Annotated in this window: 18 protein-coding genes; 11 read left to right on the forward strand and 7 right to left on the reverse strand. The window is 43.9% G+C overall.

All coding sequences use genetic code 11. The annotated features are described in order from the left end of the window. Positions 1-64: 64 nt before the first annotated feature. Both B0680_RS04750 and tyrS read right to left on the reverse strand, forming a co-directional pair. Positions 65-898 (reverse strand): Holliday junction resolvase-like protein, encoded by an 834-nt coding sequence (locus tag B0680_RS04750; protein ID WP_078253924.1) that lies wholly within the window; start codon positions 896-898, stop codon positions 65-67. A gap of 76 nt (positions 899-974) precedes the next feature. Beyond that, a complete protein-coding gene (gene tyrS, locus B0680_RS04755; RefSeq protein ID WP_078253925.1) occupies positions 975-2,183 on the reverse strand; it encodes a tyrosine--tRNA ligase in 1,209 nt (402 codons plus the stop codon). Between the two features lie 160 nt (positions 2,184-2,343). Here tyrS and B0680_RS04760 point away from each other — a divergent pair, with 160 nt between their 5' ends. The 10 genes from B0680_RS04760 (at position 2,344) to prpF (ending at position 16,956) form a co-directional block, all read left to right on the forward strand. Then, positions 2,344-3,573, forward strand: a complete 1,230-nt coding sequence (locus tag B0680_RS04760) for an anhydro-N-acetylmuramic acid kinase (protein ID WP_078253944.1) — start codon at positions 2,344-2,346, stop codon at positions 3,571-3,573. A 478-nt stretch (positions 3,574-4,051) separates the two neighbouring features. Continuing rightward, entirely contained in the window at positions 4,052-5,014 is a 963-nt protein-coding gene (locus B0680_RS04765; protein WP_078253926.1) for a LysR family transcriptional regulator, read from the forward strand. Positions 5,015-5,273: 259 nt separating this feature from the next. Further along, a complete protein-coding gene (gene prpB / locus B0680_RS04770) occupies positions 5,274-6,167 on the forward strand; it encodes a methylisocitrate lyase (RefSeq protein WP_078253927.1) in 894 nt (297 codons plus the stop codon). A gap of 15 nt (positions 6,168-6,182) precedes the next feature. Then, positions 6,183-6,956, forward strand: coding sequence for a sulfite exporter TauE/SafE family protein (locus B0680_RS04775; protein ID WP_078253928.1), 774 nt, complete (start codon positions 6,183-6,185; stop codon positions 6,954-6,956). Positions 6,957-7,027: 71 nt separating this feature from the next. Continuing rightward, the gene (gene prpC / locus B0680_RS04780) at positions 7,028-8,179 is read left to right on the forward strand and encodes a bifunctional 2-methylcitrate synthase/citrate synthase (protein WP_078253929.1); all 1,152 of its coding nucleotides are present in this window, start codon (positions 7,028-7,030) and stop codon (positions 8,177-8,179) included. Positions 8,180-8,352: 173 nt separating this feature from the next. Further along, positions 8,353-9,099, forward strand: coding sequence for a hypothetical protein (locus tag B0680_RS04785; RefSeq protein ID WP_078253930.1), 747 nt, complete (start codon positions 8,353-8,355; stop codon positions 9,097-9,099). A gap of 103 nt (positions 9,100-9,202) precedes the next feature. Beyond that, positions 9,203-11,029 carry a WG repeat-containing protein gene (locus B0680_RS04790; protein WP_078253932.1) on the forward strand — a complete coding sequence of 609 codons (1,827 nt, stop codon included), beginning with the start codon at positions 9,203-9,205 and terminating at the stop codon, positions 11,027-11,029. Between the two features lie 77 nt (positions 11,030-11,106). After that, positions 11,107-13,707, forward strand: coding sequence for a Fe/S-dependent 2-methylisocitrate dehydratase AcnD (gene acnD / locus B0680_RS04795; protein WP_078253933.1), 2,601 nt, complete (start codon positions 11,107-11,109; stop codon positions 13,705-13,707). A gap of 76 nt (positions 13,708-13,783) precedes the next feature. Beyond that, complete coding sequence (locus B0680_RS04800) at positions 13,784-15,715, forward strand: DUF262 domain-containing protein (protein WP_078253935.1); 1,932 nt, start codon at positions 13,784-13,786, stop codon at positions 15,713-15,715. A 74-nt stretch (positions 15,716-15,789) separates the two neighbouring features. After that, a complete protein-coding gene (prpF, locus tag B0680_RS04805) occupies positions 15,790-16,956 on the forward strand; it encodes a 2-methylaconitate cis-trans isomerase PrpF (protein ID WP_078253937.1) in 1,167 nt (388 codons plus the stop codon). Positions 16,957-17,068: 112 nt separating this feature from the next. Here the strand turns inward: prpF and B0680_RS04810 are convergent, their stop codons facing one another. The 5 genes from B0680_RS04810 to cueR all read right to left on the reverse strand — a co-directional run bounded on the left by B0680_RS04810 (position 17,069) and on the right by cueR (position 23,214). Then, the gene (locus B0680_RS04810) at positions 17,069-18,265 is read right to left on the reverse strand and encodes an amino acid aminotransferase (protein WP_078253939.1); all 1,197 of its coding nucleotides are present in this window, start codon (positions 18,263-18,265) and stop codon (positions 17,069-17,071) included. Between the two features lie 150 nt (positions 18,266-18,415). Beyond that, on the reverse strand, positions 18,416-19,339 hold the full coding sequence (locus B0680_RS04815; protein ID WP_078253940.1) for a LysR family transcriptional regulator: 924 nt from the start codon (positions 19,337-19,339) through the stop codon (positions 18,416-18,418). A 170-nt stretch (positions 19,340-19,509) separates the two neighbouring features. Further along, the gene (locus B0680_RS04820) at positions 19,510-20,589 is read right to left on the reverse strand and encodes a calcium:proton antiporter (protein WP_078253941.1); all 1,080 of its coding nucleotides are present in this window, start codon (positions 20,587-20,589) and stop codon (positions 19,510-19,512) included. Between the two features lie 188 nt (positions 20,590-20,777). Continuing rightward, complete coding sequence (locus tag B0680_RS04825; RefSeq protein WP_078253945.1) at positions 20,778-22,613, reverse strand: ABC transporter ATP-binding protein; 1,836 nt, start codon at positions 22,611-22,613, stop codon at positions 20,778-20,780. Between the two features lie 184 nt (positions 22,614-22,797). Further along, positions 22,798-23,214, reverse strand: coding sequence for a Cu(I)-responsive transcriptional regulator (gene cueR, locus B0680_RS04830; protein ID WP_228143755.1), 417 nt, complete (start codon positions 23,212-23,214; stop codon positions 22,798-22,800). A gap of 58 nt (positions 23,215-23,272) precedes the next feature. Between cueR and copM the strand changes: the two genes are divergently transcribed. Beyond that, positions 23,273-23,995, forward strand: coding sequence for a CopM family metallochaperone (gene copM / locus B0680_RS04835; RefSeq protein WP_078253942.1), 723 nt, complete (start codon positions 23,273-23,275; stop codon positions 23,993-23,995). The last annotated feature ends 60 nt before the right edge of the window (positions 23,996-24,055 follow it).

The raw sequence follows: 24,055 nt of genomic DNA on the forward strand, positions 1-24,055 counted from the left end.
TAAGGGGTTGATTTTGTTGAGAAAATTTTCATACTAAATATGAAAATTTTCTCAACGGAGCAATTTAGGCAATTTTTCCCATTTTTTTCAATCTGGAGATAATTGCTTGGGCTGTTCTCTTATGTATAGCCGCCAATTGGTAATAATTCAATCCGTTATCGTATGATTCTACCAATGCCCATTCCTCTTCTTCCGTCCATTTTTCATTAGCTCTGCTTAATGGATTGTTATCAAGCTGTCTTCGATCTATAGCAAAGCCTTCTTGTCCGCATTCCACTATTTCCTCTGTAATAATTGATGTATCTTCCAACATTCTAACCATTTCAAAACGTACTTTGCCCTGAGCAATTGCATCTCGGATAGCTTTTTGCCTTTCATTCAATGATGCTTTTCCTGTTTTTACTTCTAGAAAAACAATACTGACATCATCAAAAGCACACTCTCCATCCACATATCTGTGCACATTATTATATACAATATAATCTATTGGATTTCCAAAGAAATGACAATCTGACGCCTGATATTCAAAACCCTGCATGAATGGAATAAAATTTTCGGACACCTGACCTTTTACTTTATTTCTTTGCGCATCTAAAGCATATTTTTTTGCCTGTTTGATAGCCTGTTCCTTTTCCTTTGAATATTCCATCTTCTGTTGTATTATTTGCTCTTCCTTTTGAGCAAGTTTTGCCTGAAACTCTTCTGTAAATTTTATTTGCTCGGCATGAAACTCTTCTTTCTGCCGCATCATTTCATTGAGAGCATTTGAAATTTCAATATCTTTTTCAATTCTATATTGTTGATGTTCTTTTCTTTGCTTTATCAAAATAAAGAGAAGACCAACGATGACAACAGTCAATACTGCAAGCACATAAATTTGTATTGATAATAAATCCATTATATTTCCAACTCCCTATTTCGTAACAAAAGCTGTATATTAATAATATACAGCTTTTGTTACTTTATTTCAAGAATTAGGTGACAGTCACCCTCGCATACGCCTTTTTACCTGCTTGGATGACTACCGCCTGCCCTGCTGATAGTGCAAAGCTGGCATCGACCACTTCACCATCGACCTTAACCGCGCCACGAGACAGCATATCTTTGGCTTGTGCGCTGTTTTTGGCTAGATTTGCACCGTTTAGCACTTGGGTGATAAATAGCTTGTCTTGCTCGCCAAGGCTGAGTGTCACTTCTGGCAAATCCACTGGCAGCTCGCCATCGGCTAGGCGGTTACCTGCAGATTTGTGGGCGTTTTCGGCAGCTTCCGCTCCATGGAAACGCTCAATCAGCTCAAGCGCTAGGATGCGTTTGATTTCTTGGGGATTGCGACCGTTTGCCATCTCATCAAGTAGTGCATTGACTTCATCCATCGGCTTAAAGCTTAATAGCTCAAAGTAGCGGGGAATCAGTGAGTCTGGCATCGATAGCACTTTTTGGAACATCACGCCGGCAGGGTCATCGATACCGATGTAGTTGCCCAGTGATTTACTCATTTTTTGAACACCATCCAAGCCTTCTAGAATCGGCATGGTGATACACACTTGGGCTTCTTGGTTGTAGCGGCCTTGTAGCGTACGACCCATCAAGATATTAAAGGTCTGGTCAGTACCGCCCAGCTCCACATCCGCCTGTAGCGCCACTGAGTCATAGCCTTGTACCAATGGGTACAAAAATTCATGAATCGCAATCGGCGTCTGCGATGCATAACGCTTGCTAAAATCATCACGCTCAAGCATACGAGAGACGGTCACTTGGCTTGCTAGGGCAATCATATCGCCTGCTGACATTTTGCCAAACCATTCTGAGTTAAAGACAATCTTGGTCTTGTCTTTATCCAAAATCTTGAACACCTGCTCGGCATAGGTCTTGGCATTGGCTTTGACCTGCTCTTCGGACAGCGGCGGACGGGTGTTGTTCTTGCCCGTTGGGTCACCGATGCGCGCGGTATAATCCCCAATCAAAAACAGCACTTCATGACCCAAATCCTGAAAATGACGCAGTTTGTTCAATACCACCGTATGACCAAAATGCAAATCTGGCGCTGTCGGGTCCATGCCAAGCTTGATACGCAGTGGGCGATTTTGTTTTAATTTTGCCAACAAATCTTCTTCAGAATAGATGGCATCGACGCCACGCTTAATCAGGGCTAATTGTTCTTCTGGGCTCAAAAAATCGCTCATAATCTTACCTATTGATTTTGTACAAATAAAAACTACCTTGATTATATCAAAATTGCACAAAAAGTCATCCATAGGATTGCTTTAACGCAAAAATTCATATCGTTTGGGGTGAAAATTTGCTATGCTAGGTGGCGAATTTTTTGTGAATTTAGGCAAGATGATGACACAGACTGATGATTTTTTTGAGCAGATGACGCAGTTGTTTGATGATAGCGGTGCTAATTTATTGGATGAGGCGCCTTATTTTATTGGCATGATGAGTGGCACGAGCCTAGATGGGATGGATGCGGTGCTGTGTGAGTTTTTTGATGATGGTGCACCATCGGTTATCGCCAGTCACAGCTTGCCTTTTGATGACGAGTTGCGTGATGCTTTGCTTGCTTTGACTGCGCCCAATGGCGTGGCGGATTATATTTTGGATAATCAGCTTGGCTTTGAAAGTGAGCTGGATGTCTATGGCTGGGCAAGTGTGTATTATGCCAATTTTGCCGCACAAGTGGTGCTCGAATTACTTGCCAAAGCCAATGTCAGCGCCGATAAAGTCAGCGCCATCGGCTGTCATGGGCAGACGGTGCGTCATCGTCCGCAGTGGTCGTTTAGCTTACAACTACTTGACCCTAATGTGCTTGCCGAACGCACTGGTATCGCTGTGGTGAGTGATTTTCGCCGTCGTGATATGGCGGTCGGCGGTCAAGGTGCGCCGCTCGTGCCTGCCTTTCATCAGGCGATGTTTGGCATGGATGATGGCGTCAAAGCCGTGCTCAATCTCGGCGGTATCGCCAATATCACCGTGCTTGACCATGATGGCACAGGCACGCCGATGGGCTTTGATACTGGGGTTGCCAATCTGCTCATGGATGCGTGGGTGGCTCGCCATACAGGGGCAAGCTATGATAAAGATGGCGAGATGGCACGCTCAGGCGTGGTGATTGAGCCACTATTATCGCTACTGCTTAGCCATCCGTTTTTTGACAAACACCCCCCAAAAAGCACTGGCCGTGAAGAGTTCCACTTAGCATGGCTCGATGAGATGCTTGGCAAGCTCAATCATGACCATCCGGCACTGCGTTATAGCCCCGCCGATGTCCAAGCCACACTTGCTGAGCTTACCGCCGTCAGTGCCAGTCGTGATATCGCACGCTTTGTCAAAGCAGGCTCGCTCATCGTCTGTGGTGGCGGTGCGCTAAACACACACTTGATGGCACGCCTGCAAGCACATCTGCCCGATTTGGATGTCATCAACAGTCAGCAGTATGGCGTGCACCCGACACTCGTCGAAGGCATGGCTTTTGCTTGGCTGGCTCGCCAAAACATCCTAGGCCGTGCAGGCAATGTCCCTGCTGTGACAGGGGCGGACAAGGCGGTGGTGCTTGGTCAAGTGTGTTTTTGATGGCGTAAGAAACACGCACTCACACCCATTACAAGAACATTCAAGCACTGAACCACACCCCAACAGTTAGACAGCTTTTGGGGTGTTTTTTTGATGTCATCAGTGTTCAAATTGACCATTTAGAGCAATGATTATGTGAATTAAGCATACTATAACTCACCACCGCTGATACCACTTCAGAAATTCACAAGCCCAAGCCCATCTTATCTTGGATAAATACCAACAAACCGATACAGCACTTTATCCCACGAACAAGCATTGTTACATGGTGAGAATTTGGTCAATTTTTAACCAAATCTGATAATCAATTTCAATAAAAATCCATCATTTTTGATAAGATTATTTGAAAAATGAATAGTGATAAAAATACCGCAAACATATATAAAATAAAGGGTTGCAAGGGATTGGAAATTTTGTGAAATAGTGGTATTATCATTAGTGAAAGATGTAATAAGTTAACAACTTATCGGGAGATTTTATGGAATTTAGACAACTTGGCTACTTTATGCACCTTGCAACGACTGGTAGTGTCAGTCAATCTGCCAAGGCGCTTGGGCTGTCTCAGCCATCGCTGAGTCGTCAAATTCAGCAGCTTGAAGACACCCTGCAAGTTGAGCTGTTTGAGCGTCATCATCGTCCAATGACTTTGACGGATGCTGGTGAATTTTTGTATCGTCATGTCAAACAGCCCCTATTTGAGCTTGAGCAGGCGATGGCTTTGACACGCCGATTCGGCGATGGTCGCCAAAACCGCTTGGTCATCGGCTCGGTGGTCTCGGTGCTGTACGGGCTACTACCTGAAGTTATCTCTCAGCTACGCCAAAATATCGGTGGCACGCACCCTGATTTTGATATCAAAGTCATCGAAATGAGCTTTCAGCAACAGGTCGCCGCCCTAAAATCTGGCGAGATTGATGTAGGTTTTGGTCGCTTTGCCGCCCAAGACAATCTGATTCAGCAGACCTTTTTACGCCATGAGCCATTTGTGCTCGCTGTACCAAAATGGCATCCGCTTGCCAAACAAGAGGCTCAAGCGATGAGCCTGTCGGCACTGGCAAATGACACGCTGATTTTGTACCACAAAACGCCAAATCCGACGGTGAATTTGGTTGAGACTGACCCACTGCTACAGCTGTTTGAGCAGACAGGCGCACAGCCAAAGAACAACATCCGTGTGCGTGATATTCAGGTGGCACTGGCGATGGTTGCCGCTAGCGAAGGCTTTACCATCGTGCCTGAAAGCCTAAAAACTGTCCGCACCGAGCAGATTTGCTATCTGCCATTGGCGCATGATTTTACCTCACCGATGTATATCAATACGCTTGCGCACAATCCGATACCGCACATCGAAGCACTGCACCGTGCGATTTTGGATGTGTATGAGCGTCATGACATCCAAGCGCCTGCACCATTGGCACTTGGCAAAAAAGATGGCGCATAATGCGTGATGGATATGTTATATTTTTGTAACTAAATATTGCTACAAACTACCAATACTATGTGAAGCTTGCATAACAATCGCCAAAAATATGCAAAAAACAGGATATTTTATGCATAAATTGCATAGTATTGGAAAATCTTGTCCAAGTTGGATAATTTTTGTACAAAATCCACTAAAGACAAACGCTAAAAATTGGAGTATAGTTAAGGTATAAAATCGTTCTGTGTAGTCAATTTGTAATCAGATAAGGAAAGATGATATGAGCCAAGTTTCAGCAGGTCGCCGTTTTCGTGACGCCATCGCCAGCGAAAAAGCCAACAACAAGCCACTTCAAATTGTCGGCACAATCAATGCCTATACTGCCATGATGGCAACCCAAGTCGGACACAAAGCCATCTACCTATCTGGTGGCGGTGTCGCCAACGCTTCTTTTGGTCTGCCTGATCTTGGCATGACCAGTCTCAATGATGTACTCACTGACGCCACTCGCATCACCAATGCGGTCGATACCCCACTACTCGTGGACATTGACACTGGTTGGGGCGGCGCATTCAACATCGCCCAAACCATCAAACAAATGGAAAAAGCCGGCGTCGCTGCCGTGCATATCGAAGACCAAGTCGCCCAAAAACGCTGTGGTCACCGCCCAAACAAAGAAATCGTCTCTACCGCTGAGATGGTCGATCGCCTAAAAGCCGCTCTAGATGCCAAAGTCGATCCTGACTTTGTGGTGATGGCTCGTACTGATGCCCTATCTGTCGAAGGTCTAGATGCTGCTGTCGAGCGTGCTGTGGCATTCCAAGAAGCAGGCGCTGATATGATCTTTGCTGAAGCATTAACCGACATCTCAATGTATCGCAAATTCACCGATGTGCTAGACATCCCTGTACTTGCCAATATGACTGAGTTTGGTCAAACCGACCTATACACCACTGATGAGCTATTTGAAGTAGGTGTGGATATGGTACTGTATCCGCTATCGGCATTTCGTGCGATGAACAAAGCCGCACTCAATGTCTATCAAGTGCTCAAAGACGAAGGCGTACAAACTTCTGTGGTCGATACCATGCAAACTCGCATGGAGCTGTATGATTTTCTCAATTATCACAGCTACGAACAAAAGCTCGATGCGCTATTTGCTAGCAAAAAATAATCGGTACGCCTGCCTGTGAATGATATTATCCAGCTGATTATCTTTGCCATTGCAGGTATTTTGCATGGCATCACAGGCATGGGCTTTCCGATGATAGGGACAAGCGCATTATCCTTTAGCCTACCCCTATCACAAGCTGTCGCCATCGTTGCCATACCAAGCCTTTTGATGAGCTTATTGGTGCTATGCTCAAACAACAAACAAGGCATCTGGCGTGAGCTGACAGACTATTTGCACCAGTACAAACTACTTGCCATCTCAAGCGTCATCGGTGGGATTATCGGTGTCAAGCTACTACTGATTTTGCCTGTGGCGTATCTGTATCTGATGATGGCTGTGGTGACTTTGTATTATGCCACGCACGGGCTATTGACGCTCATAGGCAAAGTCAAACCACTCACCGTCCCAACAGGCAAGCTTAGCATGAGCCTGTTTGGACTGGTCGCAGGGATGGTCGGTGGTGCAACCAATGCCATGTCACCGATTTTGCTGATTTATCTATTTAGCAAAACCGATGACAAAAACACCATCGCCAAAGCCAGCAACCTATGCTATCTGCTCGGCAAAGTGGTACAAGTGGTGATGCTGTGGGGGCAATATGTGGCATTTGATCAGCGTCAATACACCTTACTTGGGCTATTGACCGCCATCTCGATGCTCGGACTGTTCGTCGGTATGTGGCTACGAGAATATATCAGCGGTACGGTGTTTAAGCTGATGATTTATTTGATATTATTGGTACTAGCTATCAAAATCGGACATACTGGTATCATAAAATTTGGACTGTAACCTAAATTGGAATTTAACCTAAGCAAGCTAAGACATTAGCAAGCAAATCGCCATTGATAAGGAGATATGACATGGCAGACACCACCCCAACCACCCCAAAACCAAAAAAGAGTGTCGCACTATCTGGCGTACCTGCAGGTAACACTGCCCTATGTACAGTCGGACGCTCAGGCAACGATCTAAGCTATCGTGGCTATGACATCCTTGACCTTGCCAAGCATTGCGAATTTGAAGAAGTGGCGCACCTACTGATTCATGGTCATCTGCCAGATAAATTTGAACTGGCAGCCTATAAGAAAAAACTCAAAGCCTACCGCAATCTACCAATGCGTGTACGCCATGTCCTAGAGAACCTACCTGCCCACACGCACCCAATGGATGTGATGCGTACCGGCGTATCAGCACTGGGCTGTACCCTGCCTGAGCGTGAAAGTCAGCCAGCATCAGAAGCTCGTGACATCGCTGACCGCTTGATCGCCTGCTTAGGCTCAATCTTGCTGTACTGGTTCCAATACACCCAAAACGGCAAAACCATCGACCTAGAAAGCGATGAAGACAGCATCGGCGGTCACTTCTTGCATCTATTGCACGGCAAACGCCCAACCGAAGAGCAAATCCGCGCGATGCACATCTCGCTCATCCTATATGCTGAGCATGAGTTCAACGCATCGACCTTTACCGCGCGTGTCATCGCAGGTACAGGCTCAGACATCTACTCTGCCATCTCTGGTGCGATCGGTGCACTAAAAGGCCCGAAACACGGCGGTGCCAACGAAGTCGCTTATGACATCCAAAAACGCTATCGCAGTGCTGACGAAGCCGAAGCAGACATCCGTGAGCGTATCGGCCGTAAAGAAATCGTGATTGGCTTTGGTCATCCTGTCTATACCGTCAGCGACCCACGCAATGTCGTCATCAAAGAAGTGGCTCGTGAGCTGTCACAAGAAAGTGGCGATATGCTACTGTTTGATGTCGCTGAACGCCTAGAGACCCTGATGTGGAACGAGAAAAAAATGTTCCCGAACCTTGACTGGTTCTCAGCCGTGTCATACCAAAAACTAGGCGTACCGACAGCGATGTTCACCCCGCTGTTTGTGATTGCTCGTACCACAGGCTGGTCAGCACACATCATCGAACAACGCCAAGACGGCAAAATCATCCGCCCATCAGCCAACTACACTGGCCCAGATGATTTGGCATTTGTACCGATGGATGAGCGTTAATCACTGATTAACCTGATATCATAGACAAAAGCCACCTAAAGCCCAAGTGTTTTGGGTGGCTTTTTAAATTGTTTTATTTTTATTAGCCAATTTTTTTGAAATGGGTAAAATGACTAGCCAACACTACAAACCACTCGCCAACAGCAATAAACTTAAGTAACTGAAGGGTAATAATGAAAGCTATATTTTCTACTTTATTGACTTTTTTAGGGCTATCAACCGCCCATGCTGAGTCAATCAATACTAATACACCCTATCAAGAAATCAAAAGCAGTGAAGTTTTGGAAAGTTTTGGTTACAAGACAACTTGGTATGTCATCAGCAATCATGAACTAACCCGAAAAAATTTAACCCTACAAGATATTGCAAAGCATTTAAAATTGACAGAGCAAAAGCAGTTATCTTGGAATGATGGTTTAACAACGCTAAATCAAGATTATCAGCAAAGTTCTACTGTATTTATCACGCCAAATTTAAATGATTATATTTATATCATTGTTCCAGTAAATGAAGATTTAAATTTAATTCATAATTTGGTAGATAATTATTTTGCATTTACAAGTTATCGAGTTGTTGATGCAGTTGCTTGGAAAATCGTCCAAGATAATGAAATTGTGCGATATTTTCAGTATAGCAATGATGAAGATGAACGCTATTTTTATAACATTGGTCAGCAAATTCCAGCAGAAAGGCAGTTAAAACTTCCTAATCTTAGTGGTTTAAATCTAAATCAAGTCATTGAAGCGATTTATGATGATTTTGATAAAAATCAAGAAAATAGCGAGTATTTAGGCGTTAATCATGAAGACATACCCGCTAAAATCAATGAGTTATTAACAGGTCAAAATCCAACAGAGTTTAGCAAATTATCCATTCATCAAGCTCAAGGATTAGGAATCTTGGGTCAATTACCACAGTAATTAATTTTTTATCTTAGATAAAACAGGAGTATAGCCAAAATGACTAGCCAATACCGCAAACCCCTTGCTAACAGTAGTACTACTTAAGTAGTTGAGAGCGATAATGAAAGTTTTTTTAAGTCTTTTGGGCGTTGCCATAAGTTTGGCTAGCGGCTATCTAACACCAGTGTATGCCAATACACCGCTGTTATTTGATTATGCGATCAAAAACCCACAATATGAAGATCATATGCCCTATGACACCATTCATGGCATTATAGGCCAAGATGGTGAAATCATCATTCCTGCCAAATACAACACTCTTGATCTAAAAAAAGAAAATGATCAATGGGTTATTTATGCATTTAACGCCTATGGCAAACATGAAGATATTATTCATCGCTTTGACATTAATGGCAAAGCGTTAGAGCCCATCAAAAATACCAATGCATGGACAGATACCACCGATATTCACAAGCCACGTTATGTCATTGAGCCAATTGAGCTTGATGATAAACAAAAAGAACATTTAGCAACCAGAATGGAATTTTTGTTTGAAGCGCATCAGCACCAACACAGGCAATACCACAAAAAATTATATGAAGAGCGATATGGCACACAACCAGATGATGATGCAAATGAGAGTCTGGATAAAGAATTAGCAAAGCAAATTTGGTTTTTGGTGGCATTAGAGAATTCTTATCTTTTGGATACTACGACAGGACAAAAGACATCTTTAGCAGGTAAAAACATCGGTGATATAGAGCCTAATTATTCTGCTGGTGAACAAAAAAGCGGGCTCATTGCCGCACAAGAATTCATTACAAGACGTTGGGGCTTTATTGATGGTCAGGCAAATTGGGTGATTGCCCCAACCTTTTATAAGCCAGACCCTAGCTTTAATGAAAATCAATTTTTGGCAGGGATTAATAACGATAACATTTTAGGGGTCGTTACCAAAAAAGAATATGATGACTGTCTTTCTTTGATAGATAACAAAGGAAATCTTTTGGGGGAGTTTAATCGGCATCCAAAATATTATCATGATGGATATGCCATTGCCGAAACCTGTGATGGCACTCAAAGTGGTATGATAGACAATCAGGGGAATTGGGTATTTGTTTTACCCAAACACCTAAGCATTATCTCACCCATGAATGATGGTGGTTATATGTTGATTGAGGATAATAACACTAACGAACAGGGCATTATTAATGCTAAAGGCGAAATTGTTATTGAACCTAAGTTTGACTTTGTTGATGAAAAAACACCCATCTTTGACAAACAAGACTTGGTTGCCGTTTATCAGCCACACCCAGACTATGATACTAGGCGCACCGCTTATGGTTTTATGAATAAACAAGGCGATTGGCAAATACCACCAACTCTGCCAACAAAACCCAGTATCAAAACAGCCATTGACTCAGATATGATGAATGTCATAGGTATGGGCAACAGCTATGCATTTGACGAACATGGTTTTGCTTATAGTTATATGGCAACTGATTGCGGTGTTTGCCGTTATGCTATTGATATTCATGGCAATATTGCCCTACCGACACTGCAAGGCAAATTAGGAGAGTTTAACCCCCAAGGATACGCCCCTTATATCGCCAAAGGCGATCATGCCATGCAAATTGTGGATAAAAATGGCAATATCATCACCGCAGCCAAATACACCAATAATCATAGCTATCTTTATGACTATAATACTTTTAGCTTGGTGGATAAACCTGATTTGGTAGGAGTGATGAATTACAAGGGTGATGAACTGATTGCACCTTTGTATAAAGAGATTACCACCTATGATGATTATGCCATCATTACAACAACCGATGGACTTTATGGCGTGATGAATTATCAAAATCAATGGATAATCAAGCCACAACAATATCGCCTAAATCCCATCAGTGCAGATGTTATGATTTCTGCTGTGGATTTTGGGTTATAGTTTTTAAAACTGTATTTTTAACATATTAATTAGTGTCAATTAATGACTTAGCAAACCAAAACAGGAGTATAGCCAAAATGACTAGCCAATACCGCAAACCCCTAACCGAAAACATTGATTTTTATGATGTTCGTCAAGCCGTTGAAGATGTCAAAGCAGGCAGTTATGATGGCTTGCCCTATACTTCTAAGGTCTTGGCAGAACAGCTCGTTCGCCGTGCCGAACCTGAAAAGTTGGCTGATTACTTAGGTCAGCTCATCAACCGTGAGCAGACACTGGATTTCCCTTGGTACCCTGCTCGTGTGGTGTGCCATGACATTTTAGGGCAAACGGCATTGGTCGATTTAGCAGGTTTGCGTGATGCGATTGCTGAGCAAGGGGGCGACCCTGCCAAAGTCAATCCTGTTGTACCAACACAACTGATTGTTGACCACTCATTAGCCGTAGAATATGGCGGTTTTGACCCTGACGCATTTGCCAAAAACCGTGCTGTTGAAGATCGCCGAAATGATGACCGTTTCCATTTTATCGACTGGACAAAAACCGCATTTAAAAATGTCGATGTGATTCCAGCAGGTAACGGCATTATGCACCAAATTAATTTGGAAAAAATGTCGCCTGTGATTCAAAATCGCCCAGACGAAAACGGCAGGGGTGTTGCTTTCCCTGATACCTGTGTCGGTACCGATAGCCATACGCCACATACCGACGCATTAGGGGTAATTTCTGTGGGTGTGGGCGGATTAGAAGCAGAAACAGTCATGCTTGGACATCCGTCAATGATGCGTTTGCCTGACATCATTGGTGTAGAATTGGTTGGTCAGCGTAAAGCAGGCATTACCGCAACGGATATTGTCCTTGCTTTAACTGAATTTTTGCGTAAAGAACGTGTCGTCGGTGCGTATTTGGAATTTTTTGGTGAAGGTGCGGATAGTATGTCTGTTGGCGACCGTGCGACCATTTCCAACATGACGCCTGAATATGGGGCAACCGCTGCCATGTTCTACATTGACCAAAACACCATTGATTATTTGACTTTGACTGGTCGTGAGCCTGAACAAGTTAAATTGGTTGAGCAATATGCAAAAACAACTGGTCTTTGGGCAAGTGATATGGTCAAAGCCGAATATCCAAGAGTATTGCGTTTTGATTTATCAACCGTAACACGCAATATCGCAGGCCCTAGCAACCCACACGCTCGTGTATCAACCAGTGATTTAAAAGCTAAAGGCATTGCAGGTGTCGTAGAAAATCGTGAAGATGGCTTAATGCCTGATGGTGCGGTCATTATCGCAGCGATTACATCTTGTACCAATACATCAAACCCACGCAATACCGTTGCAGCTGGCTTGCTTGCTCGTAAAGCCAATGAGCTTGGTCTGACTCGTAAGCCTTGGGTGAAATCATCGTTTGCCCCTGGGTCAAAAGCAGCGGCATTATACCTAGAAGAAGCTGGCGTACTGGGTGATTTAGAAAAATTGGGCTTTGGTATCGTGGCGTATGCGTGTACGACCTGTAATGGTATGTCTGGTGCATTAGACCCGAAAATCCAACAAGAAATTATTGACCGTGATTTATATGCAACAGCGGTACTGTCTGGTAACCGCAACTTTGACGGACGTATTCACCCCTATGCAAAACAAGCATTCTTAGCCAGTCCGCCACTTGTGGTTGCCTATGCGATTGCAGGCACGATTCGTTTTGATATTGAAAATGATGCGTTAGGTTTTGATAAAGATGGTAAGGCAATTTATTTAAAAGATATTTGGCCGTCTGATGAAGAAATTGATGCCTTGGTACAGTCTTCTGTGAAACCTGAACAATTTAAGCAAGTCTATATCCCAATGTTTGATTTGGGTCAAGCTGAACAAGCAGAAAGCCCATTATACAACTGGCGTGAAATGTCCACTTATATCCGCCGTCCGCCATATTGGGAAGGTGCTTTGGCTGCTCCACGCACGCTCACGCATATGCGTCCGCTTGCCATTTTGCCTGATAATATCACAACCGACCATTTATCACCATCAAATGCGATTGTGCGTAATTCGGCAGCAGGGGAATATTTGGAAAAAATGGGCGTGCCTGAAGAAGATTTCAACAGTTATGCAACGCACCGTGGCGACCATTTAACGGCTCAACGTGCAACCCTTGCCAACCCTAAATTATTTAATGAAATGGTGTTAAATGATGATGGTTCGGTACGCCAAGGCTCGCTTGCTCGTGTTGAACCTGATGGCAAAGTGATGCGGATGTGGGAAGCGATTGAAACTTATATGAACCGTAAACAACCGCTGATTATTGTCGCAGGGGCGGATTATGGTCAAGGCTCAAGCCGTGACTGGGCAGCCAAAGGCGTGCGTTTGGCAGGTGTGGAAGCGATTGTGGCAGAAGGGTTTGAGCGTATTCACCGTACTAACTTAATTGGTATGGGCGTGTTACCACTGCAATTTAAAGATGGGGTCAATCGTAAAACGCTGAAACTTGATGGTACAGAAACTTATAGCGTGATTGGTAATTTAACACCACGTGGTGATGTGATTCTTGTGGTTGAACGTGCCAATGGTGAAATGGTTGAAGTGCCTGTAACCTGTCGCCTAGATAGCGATGCAGAAGTCAAAACTTATAATGCAGGTGGTGTACTTCAGCAGTTTGCGAAAGAGTTTTTGGCGAATGGGTAAGTAACTATTGTCACTTAATGATAAGTCAGATAAAATCACAATCTGGCTTATCATAAGATTTAGGATCATTCAATATATGTCAAATAGTAAATTATTATCTTTAACTGAAATTTTTAATGAAAAGTTTTTTAGAATTCCTGATTTTCAACGCGGTTATTCTTGGCAAGACAAACAGCTTGAAGATTTTTGGGAAGATTTGTGTAATTTAAGTAATGATAGATTACATTACACAGGTTTACTAACCGTAGAGCCTATGCCCGAAACAAATATAGCCGACGAAGATAAATGGCTTTGCACCAAAGGTCTAAAAGCCTATTATTTGATTGATGGGCAACAAAGACTAACCACCTCTATTATCCTTATCAATGAAATATTAGGTCGAATTGATGATCATGAGGGTATAAATTTTGCCCCCAAACAATCTTGGATCAATAAATTTCTTTACAACTCTTATGGCGATCACTATAAATCATATGTTTTTGGTTATGAAAAAGATAATCCTAGTGATGAATTTTTTAAAACCAAAATTCTCAATCAAGAGTCTTCAACATCAGATAAAGTTCCAGAGCAAACATTATATACATCCAATTTACAAAACGCTAAAGAATTTTTTTCCATCAAATTAGAATGTTTGGACAATGAAAAACTTTCCTCTCTTTTCCAAAAACTCACTTCTAAATTTAAATTTAATTTTTATGAAATTGATAGCGACTTAGATGTTTTTATTACTTTTGAAACTATGAATAACAGAGGTAAGGCATTATCCAATTTAGAATTATTAAAAAATAGACTAATTTACCTTTCTACAATATTGAGTAATAACGATCAGGAAAAAAGACTATTAAGAAAAGATATTAATGAAACTTGGAAAACTATTTATGAATATTTGGGGAAAAATAAAGACAAGCCCCTTGATGATGATGATTTTTTGAAAAATCATTGGATTATGTATTTTCAATACAATCGCAGAGAGGCTGATTCTTATGCAAAATTTCTTTTAAATGAGCATTTTACAGTAAGAAAAATTGCCTCATCAGAACTAAATTTTGGTCATATCAAAAAATATATAGATAGTTTAAACACATCCATAAAATCTTGGTTTTTTTTATTCAATCCTAGTTATTCTCAATATTCCGAGGAAACAAAAGAATGGATAGAAAAAATCAATAGACTAGGTATGGGAGCTTTTCCTCCCTTATTAATGGCAAGTTTAAATAAGGATTTAGAGCCACAAATAGCTCAGTTACTTCAACTTGTAGAGAGATTTGTATTTTTGGTCTTTAGAGTAACCCATCGTCAATCTAATATTAAAAATAGTTATTTTTATAAATTGGCAAATGATTATTTTGAGAATAATACTACTTATGAAGGAGTCGTAAAGGGAATTAGGAATTCTATTGATGGAAAAAATCAAGATAATGAGGGAAATACCCATTATATTGGTTTATTCAATCTAAACTATTTCCTCACACATATCTCTGAAAACTATGATAAAGGTGATGGTTTTTATGATTGGAGTGGTCTAAGATATTTTTTATTTGAATATGAATTATATCTTCAAAACATTGCCAAAGGCAATTATAAAGTAGAGTGGAGCGATTTTAGCAAAAGAAAAAAAGAAGATACAATTGAGCACATCTATCCACAAACCCCTAAAGACAGCTGTTGGGACAAGGATTTTAACAACTATGGCAAAACAGAAAAAAAATTTTTATTAAACTCTTTAGGAAATTTATTACTACTATCTCGTAGTAAAAATTCAGAATTACAAAATTTTTGCTTCGATTACAAAGTCAAGCATAAAAACACATCAGGAAACGAAGTGGGATATTTTAATGGGTCATACAGTGAGATTGATGTCTCTTTGAACAAAGAATGGACATCGAAAGAAATATATGATAGAGGTTTAAAAATGCTCAGATTCCTTGAAGACCGATGGGAAATTAATATCGAAGAGTGGGATATTTCACCTCAAAAATTGTTAGGATTGGACTTTATTAAAGAATAGATTAAATGTCTAAGTAAATGAAGAATATCAGATTATATTCATTTTCTTAACAAGTATCAAAATAAGGAGTAACCATGCAAACATCAGTCAAAGCCACCTATATGCGTGGCGGTACTTCAAAAGGTACATTTTTTAACTTAACGGACTTACCAGAGCGTTGCCAAGTGGCAGGTTCTGCTCGTGATAACTTTTTATTGCGTGTGGTGGGCAGTCCAGACCCTTATGGCAAGCAAATTGACGGTTTGGGTAACGGTTCATCATCAACATCAAAAGTGGTGATTTTATCCAAATCGGACGTGGCAGGTCATGATGTCAATTATCTATTTGGTCAAGTTGCCATTGACAAAGCGATGATTGACTGGTCAGGAAACTGTGGTAATCTCACCGCAGCGGTTGGCAGTTTTGCCATCATGAATGGTTTAGTATCAGCGGATAAAATTCCTGAAAATGGCATTTGTGAAGTCAAAATTTGGCAACAAAATATTGGCAAAACCATTATCGCTCATGTACCGATAGCGGGTGGTCAAGTTAAGGAAACAGGCGATTTTGAGCTTGATGGCGTAACCTTCCCCGCAAGTGAAGTAAAAATCGAATTTATTGACCCTGTGGACAGCGATGGTGATATGTTCCCAACTGGTAATTTAGTGGATACTTTAGATGTGCCTGATGTGGGTACATTTGATGTCACCTTGATTAATGCAGGGATTCCAACGGTCTTTTTGCGTGCCAAAGACTTAGGCTTTACAGGTACGGAATTACAAAAAGACATCAACTCAAATAGCGAAATTTTAGCAAAATTGGAAAAAATCCGTGCTTATGGTGCGGTCAAAATGGGCTTAATTTCGGACATTAAAGAAGCTGAAACTCGCCAACATACGCCAAAAATTGCTTGGGTTGCGTCTCCTACCGATTATGTGGCATCAAGTGGTAAGACCGTCAAGGCAAGTGAAATCAATTTACTCGCTCGTGCTATGAGTATGGGGCAATTACATCATGCGATGATGGGAACAGCTTCAGTTGCGATTGGTACAGCAGGTACAATTGTGGGGACATTGGTCAATGAAGTGGCAGGCGGAAAGGCTTTGACAGAAGTGCGTTTTGGTCATCCATCAGGGACGCTTTTGGTTGGCGGTCAATCTGAACTGGTTGATGGGAAATGGCTTGCCCGTAAGGTCTCGATGAGTCGTTCGGCTCGCCGTCTGATGACTGGTGAAGTGTGGGTACCTGCTGATAGTTTCTAATCATCGGTGCTGTGATTGAAAGAAAACCGTAAATCACCCGCTATTATCAACATCATCCAACAAAAAACCTGCTTTGATATACAAAGCAGGTTTATTATCTAATATAAGCAGATTATTTCAACACTTCTGCCATCGCATTGGCGACATATTCGACATTGGCATTGTTCAGACCAGCGATACACATACGGCCATTTTCGACCATATATACCGCAAATTCATCACGCAGACGCACCACTTGCTCAGCAGTTAGACCTGTGAAGCTAAACATCCCTTGTTGCTTGGTGAAATAGCTAAAATCACGCTCAGGCAGCTTGGCAGATAGTACATCTTGTAGCTTTTGACGCATTTCACGGATACGGTCACGCATCTCATAGACTTCGCCGACCCATTGGGTGAACAGCTTGTCATCATTCATCACGATATCCACGACCGCATTACCATGTGCTGGTGGGCTTGAGTAGATACGACGCACGGTGAATTTGAGCTGACCGTGTACTTTGTCCGACTCTTCTTTGGTTGGGCTGACAACCGATAGACCGCCGACACGCTCGCCGTATAGCGATAGGTTCTTAGAAAATGAATTGCTGACAAATACCGGCAAGCCCATCTCAACAGCACGGCGAATGGCATAGGCATCACCGTCCATATCTTCGCCAAAGCCTTGATAAGCGATGTCCATGAATGGAATCAATTTTTGGTCTTTGACGATTTGTAATAGCACATCCCACTGCTCACGGGTCAAATCCACACCGGTTGGGTTGTGGCAGCATGGGTGCAGTAGCACGACATCATTTTCGTTTAGGGTTTTGAAAAATTCGCACAGCTCATCGAACTTCACGCCGATGGTTGCAGGGTCGTAGTATGGGTATTTGCCCACTTCCATACCTGCACCTTCAAAGATGCTGATGTGGTTGCCCCAAGTTGGGTTTGACACATAGCATTTGGCAGTTGGGAACCATTGATGGATAAAGTCCGCACCGACTTTGAGCGCACCTGAACCGCCTAGGGTTGCGATGGTAGCGACACGGCCTTCGGCAACGACAGCGCTATTTTTGCCAAATAGCAAATCTTGGCAAGCTTTACGATAACCTGGCAAGCCATCCATCGGTAGATAGCCGCGTGGGCGTGGTGGATTGGCGATGATCGCTTCGGCTGCCTTGACGCACTCAAGTACTGGCAATTTGCCATCTTCGGTGTAGTACACACCAACGCCTAGATTCACCTTGATGTCGGTGCGTGGGTCATTGGCAAATTTATCCATCAAACCCAAAATCGGGTCGCCTGCATAAGCGGTAACATGTTCAAACATGGCTTTATCCTTGTTGGTTTACAAAAGTGGTTTATAAAGACTAATTAGCTTAGTATAACGCAAATCTTTCGCTTTGTGGGTGAAAATTCACGCATTTTTTGTGCCAATTTTCAACAAAACCGCCAAGCAAAGCCTGCTTGACGGTCGTATTTAGAGCTTGGCGGTTTTTGAGTTGGTGACCAAAAACTCATGGGCGTTTTGTTCCAAAAACTCTTTGAAAGCAATCGCAGCGGGCGATAGTGAGCGGTTTTTGTGCGTATAAAGCAAAAATTTGCGCTCAACCACAGGGTCGGCAATCGGTCGCATGACAAGCCCGTACTGCTCCACCCATTCGGCAGCGTACAACAGGCACAAGGTCACGCCCAGACCCATGCGTGTCATGCCAATCGCCGTCGATAAAAAGTTCACTTCAAAATCTGGATTAAAAATACGCCCCGAAATCTGTGTCGGTAGCTCGTTTTGTAGGCTTTTGATAAATGGGCCATTGAGCGTAATCAATCGCTCATTCATCAAATCCGACCAACGCACGACATCTTTTTTGGCAAAGGGGTGTGTGGCTGGCAGCACCAAATAAAACGGGGATGCGAACAGCGCTTCGGCATTGAGATCATCAGAGTGAAAACGCTCGGGAGCAACGCCCAAATCCGCTTCGAGATTCTCAATATGATTGACCACATCATCGACCGAGCAGTCGGTGAGTGTCACTTGGATATTGGGGTGAATTTCGCTGAATTTAGCGATAAATTTGGGCATGGTGCTGGCAGAAAGCTGTTGTGATACTGCCAGACGCACATGCCCTTGATGCAAAGATTTTAGGTTGCCAACCTTTTCGTTGAGCACGCTCATTTCGTTGAGCACTCGTTTGGCTTGGGGGAGTAATCGCAAGCCTGCATCCGACAGGTGCAGTTTGCGTGTGGTACGATCAAACAGCTTAACTTCTAAATTTTGTTCAAGCTCTTTGATCAATCCTGACAGCGCCGATTGGGTTAGGCAGAGAGTTTCGGCAGCTTTGGTAAAGCTATTTTGTTCAGCGACCAGCACAAAGGCTCGCAGTTGTCGAAGTGTGGTACTCACAAATGTCCTTGATTTACAGCTTAAGATATATAAGCTTATATTATAAATTGATAAATGGGTGAATACAAGCCACAAATGCCGTATGAAACGATTTTTATTATCAATATCATCAAAAACAGGCTTGGATTAAATCAATCACAAGCCTGATATCGTTCATGGCATGATTTGAATCATGGCACGATGATGGTAAAGATATACGCCGCCAAGTTCACAAGCAGCACGATACCATATAGGATATTGGTGCGTCCTTGATTGAGCGATAGCATGACGATGAATGTCGATAAGCCAAGCAGTACCATCGATTTACCATCAAGCCCAAGCACGAGCGGAATGTCATATAATAAGCAGACAATCGTCACCGCAGGGATGGTCAAGCCAATACTAGCAAGCGCAGAGCCAAGCGCTAGGTTTAGACTGGTCTGAAAGCGGTTGCGATTGGCGGCATTGAGCGCAGCCAAGCCTTCGGGCAGTAGCACCACCGCTGCGATAATCACACCGACCAGAGCCGCAGGCGCACCCATCGCCGCTACCATCGACTCGATACTTGGCGATAGACTCTTGGCAAGTAGCACCACAATACCAAGACACACCAGCAAAAAGCCAAAGCTTGCCGCCGTCACCTTGCCTGACGGTGGCTCAGCATGATGGTCCAAATCATCATCGGCTGCCAAAAAATAATCCCGATGACGCACCGTCTGCACCATGATAAACGAGCCATACAGCACCAATGATGCGGTGGCAACAAACATCAGCTGAGCAGACGAATATGTCCCTTCGGCGGTGGTTGTGGTGAAATTTGGCAAAATCAGCGTCATCACCAAAATCGACACCAGCGTAATCAGTGCAGTGCTTGCCGATTTTTGACCAAAAAACTGCTCACGGTGCTTAAGCCCGCCAATCATCAATGACAAACCCAAAATACCGTTTAATATGAGCATAATAGCAGCAAATACCGTATCACGAGCCAAATAAGCGGCATTATCCCCACCTGCCACCATCAGCGAGATAATCAGCGCCACTTCGATGATAGTAATGGCAAGCGCCAAAATAATCGTACCAAATGGCTCGCCCACCTTGTGCGCTACCACTTCGGCATGATAGACCGCCGATAGCACACTACCAATCAAAAACACCCCGCCCAATATCTGTAGCAGTACACTGCCTTTGATACCAAAAAAGTACAATCCCCACGCCACCAATGGTAATGCCATCGACCACACAGGCAAGCCAAAACGAGCGTTTGATGCCATAGACACTCCTTATACTGGTTAATCATCAAGCCAAGCACGCCACAAAGATGACAGCTCAAAGATAACATCTAAGTTCGTGCCGCTTGATGATGGTTAATTTGCTTTTTTTAATTGATTAATTTTATCACATTATAAAAATAGTTTTGTTGGATAAATGATACACAGCATCACACAGGGTTGCTGTCGGCTTAATCTTCACCCAAAAACCCACCACTTTGGCGTGCCCACAAGGACGCATAGACACCGCCTTTGGCAATCAGCTCATCATGACTACCCATCTCAACGATATTGCCACCATCCATCACCACAAGCTTATCCATCGATGCGATGGTTGAGAGTCTGTGTGCAATGGCAATCACTGTCTTGCCTGCCATCATCTCGTCGAGACTTTGGGTGATGGCGTGCTCCACTTCGCTATCGAGCGCACTGGTCGCTTCATCCAGTAGCAAAATCGGTGCATTTTTTAGCATGACACGAGCGATGGCGATACGTTGACGCTGACCGCCTGATAGCTTGACCCCCCGCTCGCCGACTTGGGTATCTAGCCCTGTGTTGCCGTGCTTGTCCTGTAGTGTTTGGATAAATTCCCAAGCGTGTGCTGCCTTGGCTGCGGCGATAATCTCATCATCACTGGCATCTGGTCGTCCATAGGCGATGTTCTCTCGCACGGTGCGATGTAGTAGGCTTGTGTCTTGGGTGACCATGCCGATATTTTGGCGTAGGGATTCTTGGGTGATGTCACTGATGTCCTGACCATCGATACTGATGCGACCGCCACCGACATCATAAAATCTGAGTAGCAGATTAACTAAGGTGGATTTGCCTGCGCCTGAGCGCCCGACCAAGCCCACTTTCTCGCCTGCTTGGATACTAAGATTAAAATCATTCAACAATGCTGTGTTGGCTTTGCCATAATTGAATGATACTTGCTCAAAATCGATTTTACCTTGTTTCACGTGGAACACTTTGGCGTCTGCCCTATCCACGACCGCATGGGGTGTGGTCAAGGTTTTCATACCATCTTGGACAGTGCCCAAATGCTCAAACAGCGACGCCGTCTCCCACAGCACCCAATGCGTCAAGCCCTGCAAGCGGATTGCCAATGCACCTGCCACCGCCACTGCACCTGCGCCCACATTGCCCTGCATCCACAGATACAGCCCCATCGCCACCGAGCCTGTAACCGTAATCAGCGCAATGGTCGAAATCATTATCTCAAGCAAGCTCACCAATCGCATCTGATTGTGCACCTTGCCCAAAAAATGCTTCATCGCTTCTTTGGCATACGCCGACTCACGGCGAGAATGGCTAAATAGCTTGACCGTACTGATATTGGCATAAGCATCGGTGATTCGACCTGTCATCAAGGCACGGGCATCAGCTTGTTCTTTGGCGGTGTTTTGTAATCTTGGTAACAAAAAAATCAGCAGACCACTCACCATCAGCACCCACAGCACAAATGGCACTGCCAATAACGGATGCAAACTGACCAGCACCGCCCCCGAGCCCACCAAAAACGTGGTGATAAACACAAACACGCCAATCACCGTCATCACCACATCCCTGACTGCCAAAGCCGTCTGCATCACCTTGGCAGAGACTCGTCCCGAAAATTCATCCTGATAAAACTGCATCGACTGCCCAAGCATATGCTGATGAAAAATCCACCGCAAACGCATCGGCGTCACGCCCTGTAGTACCTGATGATGAATCGTCGTCTCAAACAACATCACCACAGGCACACAGACACTGATGGCAAACATGGTGATGAGCGCAGATTTTTTATCCGCCCACAGCTGACTTGGGCTATACACACTCATCCAGTCAACAATCTGCCCCACCCATGCATAGACAAATGCCCAATACAGCCCCGACACCGCCGTCAGCAGTGTAAATAGCACAAGCCAACCCCGAAAACCCGTCGTGCACGCATAAATGAATGATGCCAGCGAGCCTGTGGTCTTGGGCAAGGTGATGTCTGGAAATGAGTCTAAACGCTTTTCAAAATAAGAAAAAAAGGACATAGTGTTACCGTAGCTGATATTGAGCGATTCATTATAACAAAAACAATCATGCGGTGGGGGTATAATGGCGGGGATAAGCCATGTTTTGATAGATAACTGCAAGCACTTGATGGTAGTGCCTGTACAGTCAATCATGATTGCAAATTGTTCAGGTGTGGCTTGATGGCGTAGCAAAGGATAAAACTTATTCGTTTGATGCACCCAACGACTGCAAAATCACGCAGTCCGACCGCTCATCACCATGACAGGCATCATGCCATGCTTGCAGGGTATCTTTCATGGCTTGTAGCTGAGCAATCTTGGCAGTCAACTCATCGATATGCGCCGATGTCAGCGCCTTGACCGCACAGCTGGTGCGATTCGGGTCGTCTTGCAGTGCAAGCAGTGCTTGGATTTGAGTCAACGAAAACCCCACTTGCCGAGCTCGTGCGATGAATGTCAATCGCTCAATCGCTGACTGTCCATAAGTGCGATAGCCTGATGCCGTGCGTGTGGTGGCGGGGAGCAGACCCGCTTTTTCATAGTCTCGAATTTGTTTGGCGGATAGCCCTGTTTGAGCGGCGGCTTGGCTGATGTTCATGATGGTGCTTGACTTTGACATAGGGTTAAGGTTTATACTAACAGCACCATCCATTTATTGCAACAGCTTAGGAGTTATCATGACCACAGTTTCAAAATCACTTATTGCCATCGCTTTGGCGACTGCCTTGAGCGCTTGTAATCAGCCTGCCACCGATACCGCCACCGAGCAAGCACCACAAGCACAAACTGACCAAAACAAAACAGATACTCAAAATACCACACACAACGCCCACGCTCATCACGATACCGCCAAGCCAATGGCAGCGCACACCAGTGAGTATATGCAGTCGATGAGCACCATGCACGATGCGATGATGGCAGCGGCGACCAAAGCCAATGCCGATGTTGCCTTTGTCGATGGTATGATTCCACATCACCAAGGGGCGATTGAGATGGCGAAAATCCAGCTTAAATACGGCAAAGATGCCACCATGCGTAAGCTTGCCCAAGACATCATCGATGCACAGCAAACCGAGATTGAGTTTATGCAAAATTGGCTCACCACCGCCAAAGACAAAGATGCCACCAATGCCGACAGCGAGCACGCCAAAGCTTATCTGGCTGATATGAGTATGCACGATGCGATGATGGCAGGGGTGCATCATGATGATGCTGATGTTGCCTTTGCCCAAGGGATGATTCCACATCATCAAGGGGCAGTGGCGATGGCAAAAACCCAGCTCAAATACGGTCAAGATGACCAAATCCGAAACCTAGCCCAAGGCATCATCGATGCCCAAGACCCAGAGATTGTCTTGATGAAAGAATGGCTTGCCAACAAGGGTATCGTAAGCAAATAAGCCAAAACTTGCTTAACCAATACCAAACAAAATGCCGATGAATTTGAACCGCACCCCAAA

Origin of the sequence: Moraxella pluranimalium (assembly GCF_002014825.1) — a bacterium.
GTDB lineage: Bacteria > Pseudomonadota > Gammaproteobacteria > Pseudomonadales > Moraxellaceae > Moraxella > Moraxella pluranimalium.